The 20,035-nt window shown below is 71.8% G+C and carries 18 protein-coding genes; 14 read left to right on the top strand and 4 right to left on the bottom strand.

Annotation, left to right across the window (positions count from 1 at the left end; all coding sequences use genetic code 11):
• Window positions 1-160: 160 nt before the first annotated feature.
• The 7 genes from ssd (at window position 161) to ACFY2Q_RS01260 (ending at window position 5,395) form a co-directional block, all read left to right on the top strand.
• On the top strand, window positions 161-1,216 hold the full coding sequence (gene ssd, locus ACFY2Q_RS01290; RefSeq protein ID WP_387127538.1) for a septum site-determining protein Ssd: 1,056 nt from the start codon (window positions 161-163) through the stop codon (window positions 1,214-1,216).
• On the top strand, window positions 1,213-2,424 hold the full coding sequence (locus ACFY2Q_RS01285; protein ID WP_387126394.1) for a TadA family conjugal transfer-associated ATPase: 1,212 nt from the start codon (window positions 1,213-1,215) through the stop codon (window positions 2,422-2,424). The genes ssd and ACFY2Q_RS01285 overlap by 4 nt, the downstream gene beginning before the upstream one ends.
• Window positions 2,425-2,744: 320 nt before the next feature.
• Window positions 2,745-3,662, top strand: coding sequence for a type II secretion system F family protein (locus ACFY2Q_RS01280; RefSeq protein WP_387127536.1), 918 nt, complete (start codon window positions 2,745-2,747; stop codon window positions 3,660-3,662).
• Window positions 3,663-3,826: 164 nt separating this feature from the next.
• Window positions 3,827-4,390, top strand: coding sequence for a type II secretion system F family protein (locus ACFY2Q_RS01275; protein WP_387127534.1), 564 nt, complete (start codon window positions 3,827-3,829; stop codon window positions 4,388-4,390).
• Window positions 4,391-4,410: 20 nt separating this feature from the next.
• Entirely contained in the window at window positions 4,411-4,578 is a 168-nt protein-coding gene (locus tag ACFY2Q_RS01270; protein WP_081883916.1) for a DUF4244 domain-containing protein, read from the top strand.
• Window positions 4,579-4,628: 50 nt separating this feature from the next.
• The gene (locus tag ACFY2Q_RS01265; protein ID WP_387126392.1) at window positions 4,629-5,009 is read left to right on the top strand and encodes a TadE family type IV pilus minor pilin; all 381 of its coding nucleotides are present in this window, start codon (window positions 4,629-4,631) and stop codon (window positions 5,007-5,009) included.
• Complete coding sequence (locus tag ACFY2Q_RS01260; protein WP_387126390.1) at window positions 5,006-5,395, top strand: Rv3654c family TadE-like protein; 390 nt, start codon at window positions 5,006-5,008, stop codon at window positions 5,393-5,395. The genes ACFY2Q_RS01265 and ACFY2Q_RS01260 overlap by 4 nt, the downstream gene beginning before the upstream one ends.
• Before the next feature lie 255 nt (window positions 5,396-5,650).
• Here the strand turns inward: ACFY2Q_RS01260 and ACFY2Q_RS01255 are convergent, their stop codons facing one another.
• The 3 genes from ACFY2Q_RS01255 to ACFY2Q_RS01245 all read right to left on the bottom strand — a co-directional run bounded on the left by ACFY2Q_RS01255 (window position 5,651) and on the right by ACFY2Q_RS01245 (window position 9,081).
• Window positions 5,651-6,229 carry a hypothetical protein gene (locus ACFY2Q_RS01255; protein ID WP_387126387.1) on the bottom strand — a complete coding sequence of 193 codons (579 nt, stop codon included), beginning with the start codon at window positions 6,227-6,229 and terminating at the stop codon, window positions 5,651-5,653.
• Window positions 6,230-6,386: 157 nt separating this feature from the next.
• Window positions 6,387-6,590 carry a hypothetical protein gene (locus tag ACFY2Q_RS01250; RefSeq protein WP_387126385.1) on the bottom strand — a complete coding sequence of 68 codons (204 nt, stop codon included), beginning with the start codon at window positions 6,588-6,590 and terminating at the stop codon, window positions 6,387-6,389.
• A gap of 97 nt (window positions 6,591-6,687) precedes the next feature.
• Window positions 6,688-9,081, bottom strand: coding sequence for a DEAD/DEAH box helicase (locus tag ACFY2Q_RS01245; RefSeq protein WP_387127532.1), 2,394 nt, complete (start codon window positions 9,079-9,081; stop codon window positions 6,688-6,690).
• A 170-nt stretch (window positions 9,082-9,251) separates the two neighbouring features.
• On the opposite strand from ACFY2Q_RS01245, the gene ACFY2Q_RS01240 reads away from it, so the two are divergent.
• From ACFY2Q_RS01240 to ACFY2Q_RS01210, 7 genes are all read left to right on the top strand, one after another.
• Window positions 9,252-9,608, top strand: a complete 357-nt coding sequence (locus ACFY2Q_RS01240; protein WP_387126382.1) for an STAS domain-containing protein — start codon at window positions 9,252-9,254, stop codon at window positions 9,606-9,608.
• Window positions 9,605-10,042: an ATP-binding protein gene (locus tag ACFY2Q_RS01235; protein ID WP_053652286.1), complete on the top strand. Its 438-nt coding sequence runs from the start codon at window positions 9,605-9,607 to the stop codon at window positions 10,040-10,042. Before ACFY2Q_RS01240 ends, ACFY2Q_RS01235 begins: the two co-directional genes overlap by 4 nt.
• A gap of 317 nt (window positions 10,043-10,359) precedes the next feature.
• Window positions 10,360-12,720 carry a sodium-translocating pyrophosphatase gene (locus tag ACFY2Q_RS01230; protein ID WP_387126380.1) on the top strand — a complete coding sequence of 787 codons (2,361 nt, stop codon included), beginning with the start codon at window positions 10,360-10,362 and terminating at the stop codon, window positions 12,718-12,720.
• A 115-nt stretch (window positions 12,721-12,835) separates the two neighbouring features.
• A complete protein-coding gene (locus ACFY2Q_RS01225) occupies window positions 12,836-13,378 on the top strand; it encodes a hypothetical protein (protein WP_387126378.1) in 543 nt (180 codons plus the stop codon).
• On the top strand, window positions 13,375-14,154 hold the full coding sequence (locus ACFY2Q_RS01220; protein WP_387127530.1) for a hypothetical protein: 780 nt from the start codon (window positions 13,375-13,377) through the stop codon (window positions 14,152-14,154). The genes ACFY2Q_RS01225 and ACFY2Q_RS01220 overlap by 4 nt, the downstream gene beginning before the upstream one ends.
• Before the next feature lie 389 nt (window positions 14,155-14,543).
• Window positions 14,544-17,402 (top strand): type I DNA topoisomerase, encoded by a 2,859-nt coding sequence (gene topA / locus ACFY2Q_RS01215; protein WP_387126376.1) that lies wholly within the window; start codon window positions 14,544-14,546, stop codon window positions 17,400-17,402.
• Between the two features lie 117 nt (window positions 17,403-17,519).
• Window positions 17,520-18,485 carry a hypothetical protein gene (locus tag ACFY2Q_RS01210; RefSeq protein ID WP_387126374.1) on the top strand — a complete coding sequence of 322 codons (966 nt, stop codon included), beginning with the start codon at window positions 17,520-17,522 and terminating at the stop codon, window positions 18,483-18,485.
• 75 nt (window positions 18,486-18,560) lie between these two features.
• Here ACFY2Q_RS01210 and ACFY2Q_RS01205 read toward each other — a convergent pair whose 3' ends face one another.
• The gene (locus ACFY2Q_RS01205; protein ID WP_387126372.1) at window positions 18,561-19,877 is read right to left on the bottom strand and encodes a D-arabinono-1,4-lactone oxidase; all 1,317 of its coding nucleotides are present in this window, start codon (window positions 19,875-19,877) and stop codon (window positions 18,561-18,563) included.
• Window positions 19,878-20,035 lie beyond the last annotated feature (158 nt).

Below are 20,035 nucleotides of genomic sequence, written 5' to 3'. Positions count from 1 at the left end.
GGCGTTGTCCACAGGGCGTCGAGTTGTCCACAGGCGAGGTGGTCGGGGGCGCTGAGCGGGGCCGATGGCGAGCAGGGTCGGCGGCACAGAGCCCCGACCGCTGGAGGCCGCGATGGCACCCCGTACCTCCGTTCCGCCGATCCGCCGGCTCCCGCTGGTCATCACGGGGGACGACGACCTGCTCGACGATCTGCTCCGGCTCGCCGCCGCTGGCGGGACCGAGGTGGAGCTCGCCGGCGATCCGGCTGCTGCCCGTACCCGCTGGCTTCCCGCGCCGCTGGTGTTGCTCGGGGCCGACCAGGCGCAGCCGTGCCTGCGAGCCCGACTGCCGAAGCGACCTCGGCTGGTGCTTGTCGGTCGGGCCGGCCAGCTCGATCCCGGCTGGCAGATCGCCGAGATGGTCGGCGCCGAGCACGTCGCCGTGCTGCCCGCTGCCGAGCCTTGGTTGTTGGACCGGTTCGCCGAGCAGGGTCCCGACCATCCGGACGCGGGCGGTGCCCGGGTCGTCGCGGTCCTGGGTGGGCGAGGCGGCGCCGGGGCGAGCGTCCTCGCCGGCGGGCTCGCCGTGACCGCCGCGCGGGCGCGACTGCGCACCCTTCTGGTTGACGCCGACCCGCTCGGCGGCGGCCTCGACCTCGTGCTGGGTTGGGAGCAGTTGGAAGGGCTGCGCTGGCCGTCGCTCACCGGCGCGGACGGGCGGGTGGACGCGCCCGCGCTGGTCCAGGCGCTACCCAGCCGGGGTGACCTGGTGGTGCTCTCCTGGGACCGCGGGGAGATGCTGGCGCTGCCCGCCGCCGCGATGGCGGCGACCATCGACGCTGCCCAGCGCGGCCGGGACTTCGTCGTGATCGACCTGCCCCGGCAACTGGACGACGCCGCCGTGATCGCGTTGCAGGCGGCCGACCACGCGTTCGTCGTCGTCCCGGCGGAACTGCGGGCCACAGCGGCCGCCGCCCGGGTGGTGGCCGCCGCCAGTCCGCACTGCGCCGCGCTCTCGGTGGTGGTGCGGGGGCCCGCCCCGGGTCGGCTGCGCGCGACCGAGGTGGCGCGGGCGCTCGGGCTTCCCCTCGCCGGCGCGCTACGCCCCGAGCCCGGGCTCTGCCGTGGCCTGGAACGAGGCGAGGCGCCGGCTGCCGCCGGCAAGGGTCCGCTGGCAGTGCTCTGCCAGCGGATCGTCGCGGACCTCACCGGCGTGCCCGTGCCTGGTGCGGCATGACCGGCCGCCCGCAGGACCGCGGCCTTGCTGCCCGGGTGCGGCAGCGGATCGCCGCCGGCACCACCCCGGTCACCCCGGCGACGATCGTTTCGGCGGTACGGGCCGAGCCCACAGCCGTGGTGTTGGGTGACACCGCCGTGCTGCGGATCGCCGACCGGCTGCACGACGACCTCGTCGGTGCCGGGCCCCTGGCCCCGCTACTGGCCGACCCGGAGGTCACCGACGTCCTTGTCAACGGCACCCGCGTCTGGGTCGACAGGGGATCAGGGCTGCACCAGGTCGCGATCCCGGTGGGTTCGGTGGAGGACGTCCGCCGGTTGGCGCAGCGACTGGTTGCCAGTGCCGGTCGGCGGCTCGACGACGGCTCCCCGTACGCGGACGCACGGCTGGCCGACGGCAGCCGGTTGCACGCGGTGCTGCCGCCGGTTGCCACCGAGGGTCCCTACCTGTCCCTGCGGACGTTTCGGCATCGGCCGTTCACCCTCGACGAACTGGTACGGCAGGGGACGGTGCCGCGACCGGTGGCACCACTGCTCGCCGCCGTCGTCGCGGCACGGCTGGCGTACCTGGTTACCGGCGGCACGGGGTCGGGCAAGACGACTCTGCTCAACACGTTGCTCGGGTTGGTGCCGGGCACCGAGCGGATCGTCCTGGTGGAGGACGCCGCCGAACTGCAACCGGGGCACCCGCACGTGGTGGGGCTACAGGCCCGTACGGCAAACGTGGAGGGAACGGGCGTGGTCAGCCTCGCCGACCTGGTTAGGCAGGCGTTGCGGATGCGCCCCGACCGGCTGGTAGTCGGGGAGTGCCGGGGCGGTGAGGTGGTCGACCTGTTGGCGGCTCTGAACACCGGCCACGACGGCGGTGCCGGGACGCTGCACGCCAACACCCCGTCCGACGTGCCGGCCCGGCTGGAGGCGCTCGGGATGCTGGGCGGGCTGCCGCGCGCCGCGCTGCACGCCCAGGTGGTCGCCGCGCTACAGGTGCTGTTCCAGGTGCGCCGTGGCGACCGGGGACGAGTCCTGGAGTCGATCTGCCTCCTGCTTCCGGAAGGGCCGGAACGGTTGGTCACCGTGGTGCCGGCCTGGGTACGCGGTCGCGGGCTGGGGATGGCCGCCCGTGCTCTCGGTGCACTGTTGAGGGACCGCGGCGTAGCGGTGCCGCCGATCCTCAGCGAGCCGTGGCCTGGATCGGCGGGTCCGGCATGAGCGGCGTGACGACGCTTGTGGCAGTGCTGCTGTTGGCTGCCGCGATCTTGGTGGGCTGGCCCGTGCGGAGCATTCGTGCCCGCCGCCGTCGGGTACTCGCGCGGCGTGGCAGCACCGGCGGCGATCCGGACGACGCCCTGGTGGAGTGGGTCAGGAGCCTCGGTCGCGTACTCGATGGGTCTGTGGACAAGCCCGGTGTGGCGCTGAGCTCGGCGTATCCCACGGGAGCACCGGATTCGAGTGTCGGGCGGACGGCCGTCAACTGGTCTACTCGGGACCGCGACGACAGCACGAGCCGGCCGAGGGCGTCGGACGGCCCGCTGGGGTCCACCCGACCGACGGGCCCGGGACGTCCGCCGACGCGTCGGGATCCCCGGCGGCCGGCTGCAACAGCCCGTCCGGAGGCCGCGACCCTGGACATCGGACGGCGGGTTGGCCCGTCCGTGGCCACGCCGACGATCGACGGCATAGATCTGGAGCTGGACTGGCCTGGCGACAGTCAGGGCGCACCGGGGACCGACGGCAGGCCAGAGGGCGGCCCAGACATCGAGCAATCCGACCCGGTGCGGGCTGATCTCACGGACCCGGCGGCGGACCGGCCGAAGGCGCGACTGGCGATCCGTGTCGGGCAGCCACCAACGCGTTTGTTGCTGCTGGTTGGCCTGGCGGGCGCCGGCGTCGGTGCTGTGACAGCCGGGCCGGTGGCCGCCGTCGCGGTGGCCGGTTACGGCACGCTTGCCGTGCGCGCCCTGCTGCGGTGGCGGACAAACCGGCTCGCCGAGCGGGCCCGACGGCGAGGGTTGGACCTGCTCTGCGGTCTGGCGGCAGACCTCCGGGCGGGCCTACCCGTCCCGCCGGCACTCGAGATCGCGGCCGTCAGCGGGTCGGGCGGGTCGGACCGGCTTCGGCAGCTGACCTCGGCAGCGGTGCGGCTGGCTGACCGGACCGGTGCGCCGCTGGCGGAGCTGGTCGAGCGGATCGAGGCGGATGCCCGGGCGACCGACCGAGGGCTGGCCGCCGCCGCGGCGCAGGCGGCCGGTGCCCGGGCCACGGCCTGGTTGCTGGCGGCCCTGCCGGTCGGCGGGATCGGGCTCGGCTACGGGATCGGGGTCGACCCTCTGGCGGTGCTCCTGCACAGCACTGTCGGCGGGGTCTGCGCGGTCCTCGCCGTGGCCCTGCAGGTCATCGGTCTGTTCTGGGCCGAGCGGCTGGGCGCTGCCCCAGGGCGGCCCGCGTGATGTCCCGGACGGCTCTCGTGGCCGGAGCTCTGGTGGTGGCGGCGCTGCTCGTCGCGCCGTTACGGCTGCGCCGGCCGGCTCGCCGAGCCGATCCCCCGGCAACCTCCCCACCACCCGGACCAGGCGGCCGACGACGACCGGACGCGATCCGGCTCGCCGCCGGGATGGCCGGGCTCGCCGTGGCCGTGGTCGTCGGAGGCTGGTTCGGGCTGCTCGGCGCGATCCCGACCGCGGTCCTGTTGGACGTGCTGTTGCGGCGGATCGAGCCCCCGGCGGCGCGCAACCGGAGGCTCCGCGAGGCCGGCGACCTGCCGCTCGCCGCCGACCTGCTGGCAGCGGCGATGCGGGCGGGTGCCCCGGTCGACCGCTCGGTGCTCGCCGTGGCCGAAACGCTTGACGGTCCGCTCGCCGACCGGCTGGCCCGGGTCGGCCGCACCCTTCTGCTCGGCGGTGGCCCGGCGGAGGCGTGGTCGGCTCTGGACGGGGTGCCCGGTGCGGAGCGGCTGGCCGCTGCGGCGTTCCGCTCGGCCAAAAGCGGCGCAGCCCTGGCAGGTGCGCTGACGCGGCTTGCCGACGACCTGCGTGCCGACCGGGCCACCGCCGCCGAGGCGTCGGCCCGTCGGGCGGGTGTGTTGATCGTGCTGCCGCTGGGGCTCTGCTTCCTGCCCGCGTTCATTCTCGCTGGCCTGGTGCCGGTGATCGTCGCCGTCCTCGGCGACGTGCTCTGACCCATCGAGAGGGGAAAACCATGCGTAAGCTCATCGCCCGCCTGCGCGGCGACGCCGGGATGAACACCGCCGAGTACGCCGTCGGCACACTCGCCGCAGTCGCCTTCGCCGGGATCCTGTTGAAGGTGCTGACCTCCGGCAACGTCCAGTCGGCGCTGACCGCCGTCATCGACCGGGCGCTCAAGTGATCGGGCGCCGGGAGGCTGGCCGCGATGGGCGGTCCGGCACCCCCGGGCGGGTGACCGGCGGCGGGCGACGACGGCGCGCTGTCGAACGGGCCGCCGAGGGGGATCGGGGATCCTTCACCGCCGAACTGGCGGCTGGCCTGCCGGCGCTGCTCCTGCTCCTGCTCGCCGGGCTGACCACGGTCAACGCCGTCAGCGTTCGGGCCGGTTGCCTGCACGCCGCTCGGGAGGCGGCGCTTGCCGCCGCGCGGGGCGAGGCCGGGAACCTCGGCCCAGGCGCGCCGCCGGGCGCGGACGTGTCGGTGTCGATCGTCGGGGACCGGGCGCAGGCGACGGTACGGGCACCCGTGCGCGCGTTGGGCGGCCGGCTACCACGGATCACCGTGGTCGCCACCGCCGTCGCCGCACTCGAACCCGGGCAGGGGGCCCGGTGAACGAGTGGCCAAGGGGTGAGCGACCGGGCATCGAGCCGTCGGGCGGTGAGCGAGGCGGAGCGACAGTCCTGCTGTTGGCGGTCGGGCTGGTCTTCGTGCTGGTGGGGACATTCGGCGCTGCCGTCGCCGTGGCGACAATGGCGGCTCAGCGGGCGGCCGTGGCGGCCGACCTCGGTGCCCTCGCCGGTGCCGCCAGGGCGCTCGACGGCGACGCGGTGGCCTGCGCCGCCGCCGGGGACATCGCGGGCCGCAACGGCGGCCGACTGGTCGGCTGTCGCCTTGACGGGCTGGATGTGCTGGTGATCGTCGAGGTGGTGTTCACGCCGCTACCCGGGCTGACCAGGGTCGCCGCGTCGACCGCGCGGGCTGGCCCGGTGCGCGGTTGACCGGGGCGGGACAACCAATCCGCCGGAGGTCGAGCCCTGCACCCGAGCGGCCGAAGGTCGGGCGCCGCACCCGACCGGCCGAAGGTCGGGCGCCGCACCCGTCGGGCCGGGGTCGGGGGCCATGCATCGGACCGGCCGGGACCGGGGCGTGACAGCCGACCGGCCGGGAGCGGGCGGATGCCCTGTCCCGGCCGGCGGCCGAACGGGGGTGACTGAGCGCGAGGCGACCAGGTCAGCGGGCGACTAGGTCAGCGGTCAGCGGGACTGGAGCGCGTCGAGGGCGACGGCCATCGCGATGACGAGGCGGCGGTCGATCTGCGGGTTCTGCACCTCGACGACGTACTTGTCGCGCAGGCCCCACTTCTTGATCACGGAGAAGACCGGCTGGCCGCCTGCGGTGAAGTCGAAGTGGTACGGCAGCCAGGACAGCGAGTCGACGAACCGGCGCAGCAGCGCCACCGGCATGCTGCGCTCCTGGCCCGTCACCTGCGGCAGGCCGGCCTGCTCGACGTGCCAGGTGGAGCGGAGCAGCGACTGGGCGAAGTCCTTACGGAACAGGCCGATCGGGTTGCCGGCCGCGTCGGTGACGTCGTACGTGGCGCCGAGGTCGAGGCGCTGGCGGGCCTTGAAGCCCAGCAGGGGCTGCTGCTTGGAGTCGTCGGTGTAGATCGTCACCTGCTCCTTGAAGGCGAGCCGCTTCTGCTGCGCGAAGGCCAGCAGCTCACCCTCGGTGCCGTCCGGCGCGACCGCCCGGACCTCGTACTGGTTGACCATCATCCGCAGCCGCTGGCGGATGTGGAACTGCTGCAGGGTCTGCAATTTGTCGAACTGCATGTGTTTCTCCTCAGAGGGGCTGATGCGCCGGAGTCTCGCACAGGCCGGCAACTGCCGCCGGCCCGCCGCCTCCGGCGCTCCCGCCCCTGGTCGGCCCGCCCCCCGACTCGATCAACGAGCGGAAGGACGCCGCCCCGCCCGACCTTTCACCTGGCTGTCAGCGGCCGTCCACGGTGACGCGCAGCGCCCAGCCGTTGAGAACCTGGTGAATGCCGCGCAGTCGTTCGTTGATCTGCTCCAGTCGTTCCGCCTGGGCCAGGGCGGCCAGCGCGGACCCGAGCGCGATCTGCTGGTCGAGGGTGAGTTGTTCCTGGTCGATGGTGTAGAGCAGGTCGACGGTCTCGGCGATGGTGTCGGCCACAACTCCTCCTCAGGCGGGGCGAACAGCGGGAATAAGCATCGATGGAAGCGCTCCCAGACTATTGTGCCCAGCCCTGCCCGGGTTCATGCAAGACGACTCAGGCGGGCAGATTCGCCAGCACCACGTCGAGGACCCGGATCGCGTCCGGCTTGGAGAGCGGATTGTTGCCGTTGCCGCACTTCGGCGACTGCACGCAGGATGGGCACCCGGTCTCGCAGCCACACTCCGCGATCGCGTCCCGGGTCGCCCGCAGCCACGCCGAGGCCGTCCCGTACGCCCGCTCGGCGAAACCCGCCCCACCCGGGTGCCCGTCGTAGACGAATACCGTCGGCGCCTCGGTGTCCGGGTGCAGCGCTGTGGAGAGCCCACCGATGTCCCACCGGTCGCAGGTCGCCATCAGCGGAAGCAGGCCGATCGCGGCGTGTTCGGCGGCGTGCAGCGCACCCGGAACGTCGGACGGTTGCACCCCGGCGGCCGTCAGCGACTGCGGGGACAGGGTGAACCAGACCGCCACCGTGCGCAGTTCCCGGGTGGGCAGGTCCAGGGGCCGGGTGTCGATGACCTCGCCGGTGGCGATCCGGCGCCGCTGGTACGACACCACCTGACTCGTCACGTCCACCTCGCCGAGGAACATCCCGACCGGCCCGGCGTCCACGTAGGAGCGCACGGACACCACGGACAGGTCGGTGACGTCGCGGGCGTGGGTGGACCAGTCCGGCTCCTCGGTGTGCACCAGCGCGCAGCCGTCGGCCAGGTCGAGTGAGTCGACCACGTACGAGACGCCCTGGTGCAGATAGACGGCGCCGGGGTGGAGCAGGAAGTGCGAGGAGCCGCCGTCGACGGTGCCGAGCAGCCGGCCGGTCGACGACTCCACCACGCAGACCGGGGCGCCGCCCTCGCCGCGCAGGTCCACGTCGGGGCGTTCTCGGTGCCGCCAGTACCAGCCGGTGGGCCGCTGCCGAAGCGCCCCGGCCGCCACCAGTTCGTCGATCGCCTCCTTCGCGCCGTCGCCGAAGAGCGCCAGATCGGCAGAGGTGAGCGGCGCCTCCGCCGCGGCGCAGGCCAGTTGTGGGGCCAGCACGTACGGGTTTGCCGGGTCGAGCACTGTGGCCTCCACCGGCGCACCGAAGATCGCCTCCGGGTGGTGTACGAGGTAGGTGTCGAGTGGGTCGTCCCGGGCCACCAGGACCGCGAGGGCCTCCTGCCCGGAGCGCCCGGCGCGGCCCGCCTGCTGCCACAGCGACGCCCGGGTGCCCGGGTAGCCGCAAATCAGCACCGCGTCCAGCCCGACCAGGTCCACACCCAGTTCCAGGGCGTTTGTGGAGGCCAGGCCGAGCAGGTCGCCGTGCAGCAGTGCCCGCTCCAGCTCGCGTCGCTCCTCGCGCAGGTAGCCGCCCCGGTAGGCGGCCACCCGGTCGCCGAGCCCTGGGACCGCGTCGTCCAGGGCCCGGCGCGCGTTGGCGGCCACCACCTCGGCGCCCTTGCGGGACCGGACGAAGGCGAGCGTGCGTACCCCCTCGGCGACCGTGTCGGCGAGCAGGTCCGCGGTCTCGCGCAGCGCCGACCGGCGGACCTGACGGAGGTCATCGTGGTCGCCCGTCGCCTGCGCGGGCACCGAGGGCGAGGAACCCGAGTCGGGGGGTGGGAGCAGCGGCGGCTCCCACAGCGCGAAGGTCACCCCGCCGCGTGGCGACGTGTCCTCGGTGACGGCCGTCACCGGCAGGCCGGTCAGCCGGCCGGCGGCGGTCGCCGGGTCGCCGGAGGTCGCCGAGGCGAGGACGAACACCGGGGTGGCCCCGAAACGCGTGCACTGTCGGCGCAACCTGCGCAGCACGTGCGCCACGTGCGAGCCGAACACCCCCCGGTAGGTGTGGCATTCGTCGATCACCACGTACGCCAGTCGGCGCAGGAAGCCGGACCACTGGGCGTGCCCGGGCAGGATGCCGTGGTGCAGCATGTCGGGGTTGGTCAGCACGAAGCGGGAGTGCCGGCGGATCCACTCCCGCTCGGCGCGCGGAGTGTCCCCGTCGTAGCAGGCGGGGCGTACCCCCTCCAGTTCCAGCTCGGCGACGGCCCGCAGCTGGTCGGCGGCGAGCGCCTTGGTCGGCGCCAGGTAGAGGACTGTGGCGCGGGGGTCGGCGAGCAGGGTGGCAAGCGCCGGAAGTTGGTACGCAAGCGACTTGCCGGACGCGGTGCCGGTGGCGACGATCACGTGCCCGCCCTCGTACGCCAGGGTGGCCGCCTCGGCCTGGTGCTGCCAGGGCGCGACCACGCCGCGGCGGGCGAACGCCGCGCGTAGCTCCGCCGGTGCCCACGACGGCCACGGTGCGGGCACCCCGGCGCGGGCCGGCACCCGCTCGACGTGGGTGACCGGGTCGCCGGCACCCCTGGCGCGCAGCCGGCGCAGCAGGTCGACAGGCGCTGACCCAGGGCCGTGACCTGCGGGCGTGGTGGCTGCTGTCGACGGCTTCAGGTCGCTGACCGGCGACAGGCGCGCCGAGCTGAAGTCGTCGGAAGTCACGTCCTGCACTCTCGCACTGGTGTTCGGAGATGAAAAGTCAGGCCCGGGGGTAAGGGATAGCCTCCGCCGGTGACCGCAGGGTGCCCCGGCGGTAGTGGTTAGATGCCCAGGAGAGTTTACGGCTCTGGCGAGGAGGACCGATGGAGCTGTCGTTGGCGACGCGCACCGTGGGCGAGCACACGGTGCTCGAGGTCGGCGGTGAGGTGGACGTCTACACCGCGCCCCGGCTCCGCGAACGACTCCTCGAGCTGATCGACGGTGGTGCTCGCCACGTGGTGGTGGACCTCGGTCGGGTGGACTTCCTCGACTCGACAGGGCTCGGCGTGCTGGTCGGCGCGCACAAGCGGCTGCGGACGGCCGGCGGCTCGTTCGCCCTGGTCTGCGACAAGGAGCCGCTGCTCAAGATTTTCCGGATCACGGCGCTGGACCAGGTGTTCCCGCTGCACCCCACGGTCGAGGCAGCGGTCGGCGCGGGCCCGACCGGCGCCGACGCGTGATGGCGACCGTCCGGCTCTCCTTCTCTCCGGCGCCGGTGCACGTGCGCACCGCGCGTCTGGTCGGCGTCGCTGTCGCCCGGCGCGCTGGTGTCCGTGAGGACCTGCTGGACGAGGTGCGCCTGGCCATCGGCGAGGCGTGCACCCGGGCGGTGGCGCTGCACCGGCAGTACGGGCTTGCCGATCCGGTGCTTGTGGAGATGTCCGACGGCGGCACGTACGCGGTGCGCGTGGTGGACCGGGCGCCGATCGAGGCCGGTATCGGGTTGGCGGCGCTGCCACCGGACGAGCTGGCCAACGAGTCGCTTACCGATGAGGCGTTGACGACCGGCGTCGGCTTCGCGCTGCTCGCCGGCTTCGTCGAAGACCTCCAGGTGCGCCCGGTCGACGAGGGCATCGGCACCGAGGTGCGGATGGTGTGGCCGGTCAGCCGCTGACAGGTCCCGATTCGACAGGCCGCATCCCCACCGGGGGGTGCGGCCTCTTTGTCATGGACCGCTCCCTATATCAGATTTTGATTCATAACACAGCGACGAAGATCATCGAGACACGGTGCCACCTGCGTGTGACCTCCGACACGGTGGAGGGCTACAGTACCCGGGTTGTCAGCAAGTGACCCGTCCCGCAGCCAGCGGTTATGGGTGGTCATCGCTGGTCCGCTGGGATGGGATGGCGCGCTTGCGAGTCCGCATCCAGGCGCCGGTCGGTGCGTCTCCACCCACCGGCGCGAGTGTTCGGTAACAGGAGGACACAGATGTCCGAGACCTTGGCCGCCGATGGCGGCGGGCTATCCCTTACCGGTAGCAATGTCACATACGTCGTCATCGCTGCGGTCATCGCGCTGGTGGCGCTCGTCTTCGCCGCCGCACTGACAAAGGCGGTGCTGGCAGCCGGCAAGGGCACCACCAACATGCAGGAGATCTCGGGGGCGGTCCAGGAGGGCGCCTCGGCCTACCTGCTCCGTCAGTTCCGTACCCTGGCGATCTTCGTCGTCATCGCCGTGGTTCTGCTCTTCCTGCTGCCGGTGCACGACACCAATGGCAGTGAGTTCGCGGTCAAGTTCGGCCGCTCGCTCTTCTTCGTGGTGGGCGCCCTGTTCAGCGCGTCCATCGGTGGTGCCGGCATGTGGCTGGCAACCCGCGCGAACCTGCGCGTTGCCGCCGCCGCCCGGGAGCGACAGGGCGGCCGCGAGGCGGCCATGAAGATCGCCTTCCGGACCGGTGGCGTGGTCGGCTTCCTCACCGTCGGCCTCGGCCTCTTCGGTGCCGCGCTCGTCGTCCTGGTCTACAGGGGTGACGCGCCGACAGTGCTGGAGGGCTTCGGCTTCGGCGCCGCGCTGCTCGCGATGTTCATGCGGGTCGGCGGTGGCATCTTCACGAAGGCCGCCGACGTCGGCGCCGACCTCGTCGGCAAGGTCGAGCAGGGCATCCCCGAGGACGACCCGCGTAACGCCGCCACCATCGCCGACAACGTGGGCGACAACGTCGGTGACTGCGCCGGCATGGCCGCCGACCTGTTCGAGTCGTACGCGGTGACGCTTGTCGCCGCGCTGATCCTCGGCCGCGCCGCGTTCGGCGAGGACGGGCTGGTCTTCCCGCTGATCATCTCCACGATCGGTGTGTTGGTCGCGATCTTCGGGGTCTTCATCACCCGCCTGCGCGCGTCCGACCGCAACGCCCTGACCGCGATCAACAGGGCCTTCTACATCTCGGCCGTGCTCTCCGCCGTGCTCGTGGCGATCGCCGCCTACGCGTACCTGCCGGCGACCTTCGGCGAGTTCAGCGGCGGGCTGACCGAGGCGAGCGGCAACCCGCGGTTCGTGGCCATCGGCGCGGTGGTGATCGGCATCGTGCTGGCCGCCGCGATCCAGGCGCTTACCGGCTACTTCACCGAGACCAACCGCCGCCCGGTGCAGGACATCGGCAAGAGCTCGCAGACCGGCGCTGCCACCGTCATCCTGGCCGGCATCAGCATCGGCCTGGAGTCGGCTGTCTACTCGGCGCTGCTCATCGGCGCCGGCGTCTTCGGCGCGTTCCTGCTCGGCGGCAGCTCCATCACCCTGTCGCTGTTCGCGGTGGCGCTGGCCGGCACCGGCCTGCTCACCACCGTCGGCGTGATCGTGGCGATGGACACCTTCGGGCCGATCTCCGACAACGCCCAGGGCATCGCCGAGATGTCCGGTGACATCGACGAGCACGGCGCACGGACGCTCACCGAGCTGGACGCGGTCGGCAACACCACCAAGGCGATCACCAAGGGCATCGCGATCGCCACGGCGGTGCTCGCGGCGACCGCGCTGTTCGGCTCGTACACCGACTCGCTGAGCACCGCGTACGCGGACGCCGGCGTGAGCGACGTGGGCAACGAGATCCTCAACTCGCTGAACGTGGCGAACCCGCGCAACCTGGTCGGCCTGATCATCGGTGCCGCAGTGGTGTTCCTCTTCTCCGGGCTGGCCATCAACGCGGTGTCCCGCTCGGCCGGGGCCGTGGTGATGGAGGTCCGCCGGCAGTTCCGTGAGCTGCCCGGCATCATGGACCGCACCCAGCGCCCGGAGTACGGCAAGGTCGTCGACATCTGCACCCGGGACGCGCAGCGCGAGCTGGTGACCCCCGGCCTGCTCGCCATCCTCGCGCCGATCGCTGTCGGCTTCGGTCTCGGGCCCGGCGCGCTCGCCGCGTACCTGGCCGGAGCGATCGGTGCCGGCACCCTGATGGCCGTCTTCCTGGCCAACTCCGGTGGCGCCTGGGACAACGCCAAGAAGCTCGTCGAGGACGGCGCGTACGGCGGCAAGGGCTCCGAGGCGCACGCCGCCACGGTCATCGGCGACACCGTAGGTGACCCGTTCAAGGACACCGCCGGTCCGGCGATCAACCCGCTGATCAAGGTGATGAACCTGGTCTCCCTGCTGATCGCCCCCGCCGTGGTGGCGTGGAGCGTCGGCGACGATCGCAATGTCGGGCTGCGGGTGACAATCGCGCTTGTCGCGACGGCGATCATCGTGGCGTCCGTCGTGTTCAGCAAGCGCAAGGGCATCGCGATGGACGAATCCGACACCGGTGGCAACACCGGCGCGGGCAGCACCGACCACCGCCCGGAGACGGTGAACGCCTGACCGAAACCGGCACCTGGTCCCCGGTCGGCGCGACACGCCGACCGGGGACCGTCGGTGTCCGGTTCGATCCATCCGACCAGTGCCACACCTGCCCAAACGTCGTACGCTGCAACGCATGCGTACGTGCCGGGCGTCTGCCGCCGGAAAGTTCACGGTGGTCCTGGCCACGTTCGTCATCGTCGTCGCCGGCTGTGGGGGTGGACCCAGCCCACGGGCCTGGGCGGCCTCGGTCTGCGGCGCGCTCACCCCGTGGCGCTCCGAGATCAGCAAACTGACAAGCAGCACCGACGAACAGATGACCGCGCAGACCACCCCGGCGCAGGCCAAGGAGAACCTGGTGCGGCTCTTCGGCGGAGCGGAGCAGGCGAGCGAGACCGCGCGGCGCAAGGTGGAGCAGGCCGGCATCCCGGAGACCGAGAACGGCGAGGCCATCTCCGTCGGCTTCCGTACCTCCCTGGGGAAGATGCGCGACGCCTACGGCCGCGCGAGGGACACCATCGACGGGCTGGGCACCGGCGAGCCCACTGTCTTCTACGACGGTGTGCGGGCCGCCGTGGAGACGCTCAACAAGGAGTACGACGCCAGCGCGCTGGACACCAGCCAGCTCAACTCCGAGGAACTGAAACAGGCCTTCGACGAGGTGCCAGAGTGTCGCTGAGCGGGCTCGGCGAAACCGGGGCGACGCAGCCGCCGCCGGCCCTGTTCCCCGCACCCGAGCCCGACCCGCCGACGTCCGGCACAGCGACGTCCACGTCCGGCACGGCGACGTCCACGTCCGGCACAGCGACGTCCACGTCCGGCAAGCGCGCCTCCGGCACGGCCCGCTCCGGGTCGGCCGACGGCGATGACGCTGGGCGGCAACTTGTCTTCTTCGGCGCGGAGGCCGCCGAGCCGACGGTCGCCGATCTGGCCGGGTTGCTCGCCGGGCCGGGCGAGGTAGTCCGGATGGGCGGCACCGCGCGCCTCACGGTGCGGGTGGACGCCGCCTGGCGGGTGCACGTGCTCGTCGCCGAACTGGCGCTGCGGGGCCTCGCCGCGAGCTGGGAGCCGACCGAGGACGAGCGACACACCGTCCGTACGTCGTACACGAGGGTGTTGAAGCCGCTCGCGGTCGCCTGGCTGCACGGCACTGTCAAACGCGCGCCGGCGGTCTTTCACCTCACCGGCCGGCGGCTGCGGCTCTGGGTCGCGGCGGCCGGGAGGCCGGAGCCGCCCGGCGGCTACCTGCTGGGGCTCGGCGACGGCGACCAGGCTTCCTGGGACGCGATCGGTGCGGCGCTCGCCGCCGCCGGGCTGTCCGGCCCGTTGCTCGGCCCGGACGAGGGCGGCCCGGCGTACCGGATCACCGGCCGCCGCCGCCTGACCCGGCTCGCCGAACTGATAGGCGGCCCCCCACCCTCGACACCCCCGAACACCTGGCCCTCCCACCTCTGAGGTCGATCATGGAGTTGTGGTGGTGGACGTACCGCTCTCCGGGTGTTAAAACGCCCACCACAAGCCCATGATCGACGTGGTTGGATCGCAATCCAGAGGTGTCCGGTGCCGGACAACCGGCGGGCTTACGCCGAGGCGAACGGGTGGTTCGGGCCTCGGCTGAGGGTCCGCCATCGTCACAGTGACCCGCTTTGGGCCCTACCCACGGTGTACGGTGGCGCCGTTCGGCAGTGCCGAGCGCCGCGCCGCAGCGGTTTGCCGCCCGCGAAACCTGAAACGCGGACGGCGCGTTACGTTGGACATCCGGACCGCCGGTGCCACGGCGGGGTCGAGAACGGTCGCTTTTCGGGCGCCGGCAGGCCACGAGCAGGAGTGAGGTCGACAGAGACGTGCCGAGCAACGCTGGAACCACCCGTCTGGTCATCGTCGAGTCACCGGCGAAGGCCAAGACGATCTCGGGCTATCTCGGCCCGGGGTACGTCGTGGAGGCCAGCTTCGGTCACGTCCGCGACCTGCCGCGCAACGCCGCCGACGTGCCGGCGAAATACAAGGGCGAGGCCTGGGCACGACTCGGTGTCGACGTCGACAACGGCTTTCAGGCCCTCTATGTCGTCTCCGCCGACCGCCGCCAGCAGATCAACAAGCTGGTGAAGCTGGCCAAGGAGGTCGACGAGATCTTCCTGGCGACGGATGAGGACCGCGAGGGCGAGGCGATCGCCTGGCACCTGGTCGAGACGCTCAAGCCCAAGGTGCCGGTCAAGCGGATGGTCTTCCACGAGATCACCAAGCCGGCGATCCAGGCGGCGGTGGCCAACCCCCGGGAGATCGACCGCGACCTGGTCGACGCCCAGGAGGCACGGCGGATCCTCGACCGGCTCTACGGCTACGAGGTCTCGCCGGTGCTGTGGAAGAAGGTCATGCCGAAGCTCTCGGCCGGCCGCGTGCAGTCCGTGGCGACCCGCATCGTGGTCGAGCGGGAACGCCAGCGGATGGCTTTCCGCACCGCCGAATACTGGGACATCCTGGCCACCCTCGCCGTGGCCAATGCCGGTGAGGGCCCGCGCGCCTTCAACGCCACACTCATCGCGCTGGGCGGCGACCGCATCGCCACCGGCAAGGACTTCGAGCCCACGACCGGCAAGGTGAGGCCCGGCGCCGGCGTCGTGCACCTCGACGAGTCCGGTGCCCGTGGGCTGGCGGCCCGGCTTGAGGGCCGGCCGTTCACTGTCACCCGTGTCGAGGAGAAGCCCTACCGTCGTCGCCCGTACGCGCCGTTCATCACCTCCACGCTTCAGCAGGAGGCGGCCCGTAAGCTGCGCCTGTCCTCGCAGCAGACGATGCGCACCGCGCAGCGGCTCTACGAGAACGGCTACATCACCTATATGCGTACCGACTCGGTGAACCTGTCGGAGACCGCCATCTCGGCGGCCCGCCGGCAGATCGTCGAGCTGTACGGCGAGCGCAGCGTGCCGCCGGAGCCGCGTCGCTACACCGGCAAGGTGAAGAACGCGCAGGAGGCGCACGAGGCGATCCGCCCGGCGGGGGACAACTTCCGCACCCCGGGCGAGGTGGCCAAGGAGTTGTCCGCCGAGGAGTTCAAGCTCTACGAGCTGATCTGGCGGCGGACCATCGCCTCGCAGATGACCGACGCGGTCGGCTCCAGCGTCTCGGTGCGCATCCGCGCGGTCTCCACCGCCCAGGAGGAGGCCGACTTCGGCGCCACGGGCAAGACCATCACGGACCCGGGCTTCCTGCGCGCGTACGTCGAGTCGTCCGACGACGAGAACGCCGAGGCCGAGGACGCCGAGCGTCGGCTGCCGACCCTGGTCAAGGACCAGCCGCTGACCGCCGACGAACTGGCAGCGCAGGGCCACCACACCCAGCCGCCGTCGCGCTACACGGAAGCGTCGCTGGTCAAGGCCCTGGAAGAGCTGGGCATCGGCCGCCCGTCGACCTACGCGTCGATCATGCAGACGATCCAGGACCGGGGGTACGTCACCAAGCGCGGCCAGGCGATGATCCCGACGTTCCTGGCGTTCGCGGTGATCGGCCTGATGGAGCGGCACTACCCCCGACTGATCGACTACGACTTCACCGCCACCATGGAGAACGAGCTGGACGAGATCGCCGGCGGTGACCACGCCGCGGTCGACTTCCTCACGGCGTTCTACTTCGGCAGCTCCAACGGTGCCGGTGACCAGGACATCGCCCGCTCTGGTGGGCTCAAGAAGCTGGTCACCGAGAACCTCAACGAGATCGACGCGCGCAGCGTCAACTCCATCCCGCTCTTCACCGACGACGACGGCCGCGAGGTCGTGGTCCGGGTCGGCCGGTACGGGCCGTACCTGCAGCGGGAACTGCCCGAGGGCGCCCAGCCGGCGCCGGCCGCCACGGGTGACGGCGAGGAGGGCGGCACCCAGGGTGACCGGGCGCCGATCCCCGAGGGCCTGGCCCCCGACGAGCTGACCCCGGAGAAGGTGCACGAGCTGTTCCTCGGCGGCAGCGGCGAGCGCAAGCTCGGCGACGACCCGGCCACCGGCGAGCCGATCGTGCTCAAGGCCGGCCGCTTCGGCCCGTACGTGTCGAGCGGTGAGCGGAAGTCGTCGCTGCTGCGCTCGCAGACTCCTGACACGCTCACCCTGGAGCAGGCGCTGAAGCTGCTCAGCCTCCCCCGGTTGGTGGGTGTCGCGCCGGACGGCGTCGAGGTGTTCGCCAACAACGGCCGCTACGGCCCGTACGTGAAGCAGGGCGAGGAGTTCCGGTCGCTGGAGTCCGAAGAGCAGATGTTCACGGTCAGCCTGGACGAGGCGCTGGCTCTGCTGGCAGCTCCGAAGGCCCGTGGACGGCGGGCCGCCGCGCCGCCGCTGCGGGAGATGGGCGTCGACCCGCTGACCGAAAAGCCGCTGGTGATCAAGGACGGTCGGTTCGGCCCGTACGTCACCGACGGGGAGTTCAACGCCTCGCTGCGTCGCGCGCAGACCCCGGAGGCGCTGACCATCGAGGAAGCCTCGGAGATGCTCGCCGAGAAGCGGGCCAAGGGTCCGGCGCCGAAGAAGAAGGCTGCCGCGAAGAAGGCTCCGGCCAAGAAGGCTCCGGCGAAGAAGGCCACGGCCACCAAGAAGACGGCCGCCGCCAGCAAGTCCACAGCCGCGAAGAAGACCACAACAGCCAAGGCCACCACCGCGGCGGCAAAGAAGACCCCGGCCAAAAAGGCTGCCCCCCGCAAAGCCGCGACGGGCACGGAGTAGCCGTACTCCTGTAGATCTTGGAAGGAAAGTTCCCCTCGGGGGGCACTTTCCTTCCAAGATCTTTTCGTTGTCCACAGGGGCAGATGGCGGGGTTGGTGATCGCCAGACTTGACTGTCATGAGTTCCCGGAGAGGGTCGTCGCTGGCTGCCTGGGGTCGCCGGCTGCCGCACGACGACGCGGACGAGATGAGCTGGCTGCTCTTCCACCAGGACGACGTGGTGAGCCTCGACCAGGCGAGACGGCACCTCTCGGCGAAGGCCATCCGGCACCGCGTGGCGACCGGGTCGTGGCGACAGATCCACCGAGCCGTGTTCGTCACGCACAACGGTCCGGTAAGCGGCGGTCAACTCCGGTGGGCGGCCGTCCTCGCCGCAGGGCCGCAGGCGATCCTCGGCGGTCTGACCGCGGCGCAGGCCGGAGGGCTTCGAGGGTTCCCGGCCCGACCAGTCCACGTGTTGCTTCCCGCTGCTTGCCGACGCAGCTCGCTGCCGCCGGGTGTGGTGCTGCACCGGACCGTGAAGCTGACGGATCAGGATGTGCTGGCAGTCGGGCAGCCCCGGCGCACGATGCCGGCTCGTTCGATAGTGGACGCCGCGCAGTGGGCGCATGGTGACCAGGAGGCGCGGGCGATCGTCGCCGCCGGATTTCAACAACGGATGGTGGCGGCCGACGACCTGTACGAGATCGTCGACCGGCTTCCTCGGGTCCGCCGTCGCCGGCTGATCCTGGCGACGGCCGCAGATGCCGCAGGCGGCGCTCACTCCGTGGCGGAGTTGGATTTCCTGGGCCTGGTCCGTCGCGCGGGGCTACCCGAGCCGACGCGTCAGAAGATCCGCCATGACTCGACCGGGCGACGGCGCTACCTGGACGCCTACTTCGAGCAGTGGGCAGTGCACGTCGAGATCGACGGTGGGCAGCACGTCGATCCGCGCGCCTGGTGGGCCGACATGAGCCGCCAGAACGGCCTGTGGGTGGCCGGTGACCGCCTGTTGCGCTTCCCGTCCTGGGTTCTACGCGCCCATCCGGACGAGATCCTGGCCCAGCTCCGCGCTGCCCTCCGCGCCGCCGGCTGGCAGGGCTGAGCCGTACTCCTGGAGATCTTGGAAGGAAAACGCCCCTCGGGGGGCACTTTCCTTCCAAGATCTACGCGGGCGTTCTCAGGCGCCGAGGATGTGGGTCAGGTGGGGGTTTGTGAAGACGCGGTTGGGGTCCAGGCGGTCGCGGAGCGCCTGGAAGTCCGTGAAGCGCGGGTAGGCAGTGCTCAGCGAGTCGGCGCCGCGGTAGTGCAGCTTGCCCCAGTGCGGCCGGCCGCCCAGCTCGGCGGCGACCTTCTCGAAGGCCCGGAAGTACGGCTCGTACGGCATGCCGACGTACTGGTGCACGGCTATGTACGCGGAGTCCCGGCCGTAGCCGTGCGACAGCCAGATGTCGTCGGCGGCGGTGAACCGCACCTCCACCGGGAAGAGCACCTTGAACGGCAGCCCGTCGACGATGCGTCGGAGTGCGGTAAGCGCCTCGGGTAACGCCTCGCGGGGCAGGCCGTACTCCATCTCCACGAAGCGGACCCGGCGCGGTGTGCAGAACACCCGGTCGGAGCGGCCGGTGTACCGCCGTTCGGTGAGCGCGCGGGCGGAGACCGCGCTGATGCCCGGCGCCAGGGCGGGCACGGCCCGGCCGACGCGGCAGGCGCCGGCGAAGACGGTGTTGGAGAGGAAGTCGTCGTCCAGCCAGCCGCGCCACCGGGGCAGGGGTTGGTCGTTGGTGGGTACCCGGTCGTTGGCCTTGACCTGGACGCGCGTCGTGTAGGGGAACCAGTAGAACTCGACGTGGTCGTGCGCGTCGACGAGTGTCGGCAGTTCGCCGAGCAGGTCGGCGAGCGCGGCCGGGCGTTCGTGGGCGCGCAGGACGAAGGCGTCCACGCAGCGCAGCGTCACGTCGACCAGGACGCCGAGCGCGCCGAGTGAGACACGGGCGGCGGCGAAGACGTCGGGGTGTTCGTCGGCGGAGCAGTGCAGCACCTCGCCGGTGCCGGTGACCAGTGTGAGCGCCTCGACGAATGTGGAGAGGCAGCCGTAGGCGGCGCCGGTGCCGTGGGTGCCCGTGGAGATCGCCCCGGCCACCGTCTGCGCGTCGATGTCGCCGAGGTTGGGCAGTGCGAGGCGGTGCCGAGCGAGCAGCCCGTTGAGCGTTCGCAGGGTCATTCCGGCCGGCACTGTGACAAGTCGCCGCTCGACGTCGACACTGACTGTGGTGTCCAGCTCGGACAATTCCATCCGCTGGTCGTCGGCCAGGGCGATGGCGGTGAACGAGTGGCCGCTGCCCGCGACGCGGATCCGGCCTCCGGCGGCGGCGGTGGCCCGGACGGCCTCGGCGACGTCGCTCGGCGAGCCGGGGCGCAGGATCGCGGTGGCGCTGCCACGCTGGTTGCCGGCCCAGTTGGACCAGCGTGCGGTGGGCGGTGCGGTGCCGGCCATGCGCGCTCCTCATCACGAATATGAACTGACTTCATATCAGGAACGTTGTACCTGGTAAATACCGCAATTGCGGTCCGCTCGTTGTACCGGTAGTCACGGACTCGTGACATGAAGATATGTTCATCCGTCGAAGGGGGGTGGCGCCGAGTGTCCACACC

Origin of the sequence: Micromonospora sp. NPDC000316 (genome assembly GCF_042898885.1) — a bacterium.
Classification (GTDB): domain Bacteria; phylum Actinomycetota; class Actinomycetes; order Mycobacteriales; family Micromonosporaceae; genus Micromonospora.
This window is presented reverse-complemented; position numbering and strand designations above follow the sequence as displayed.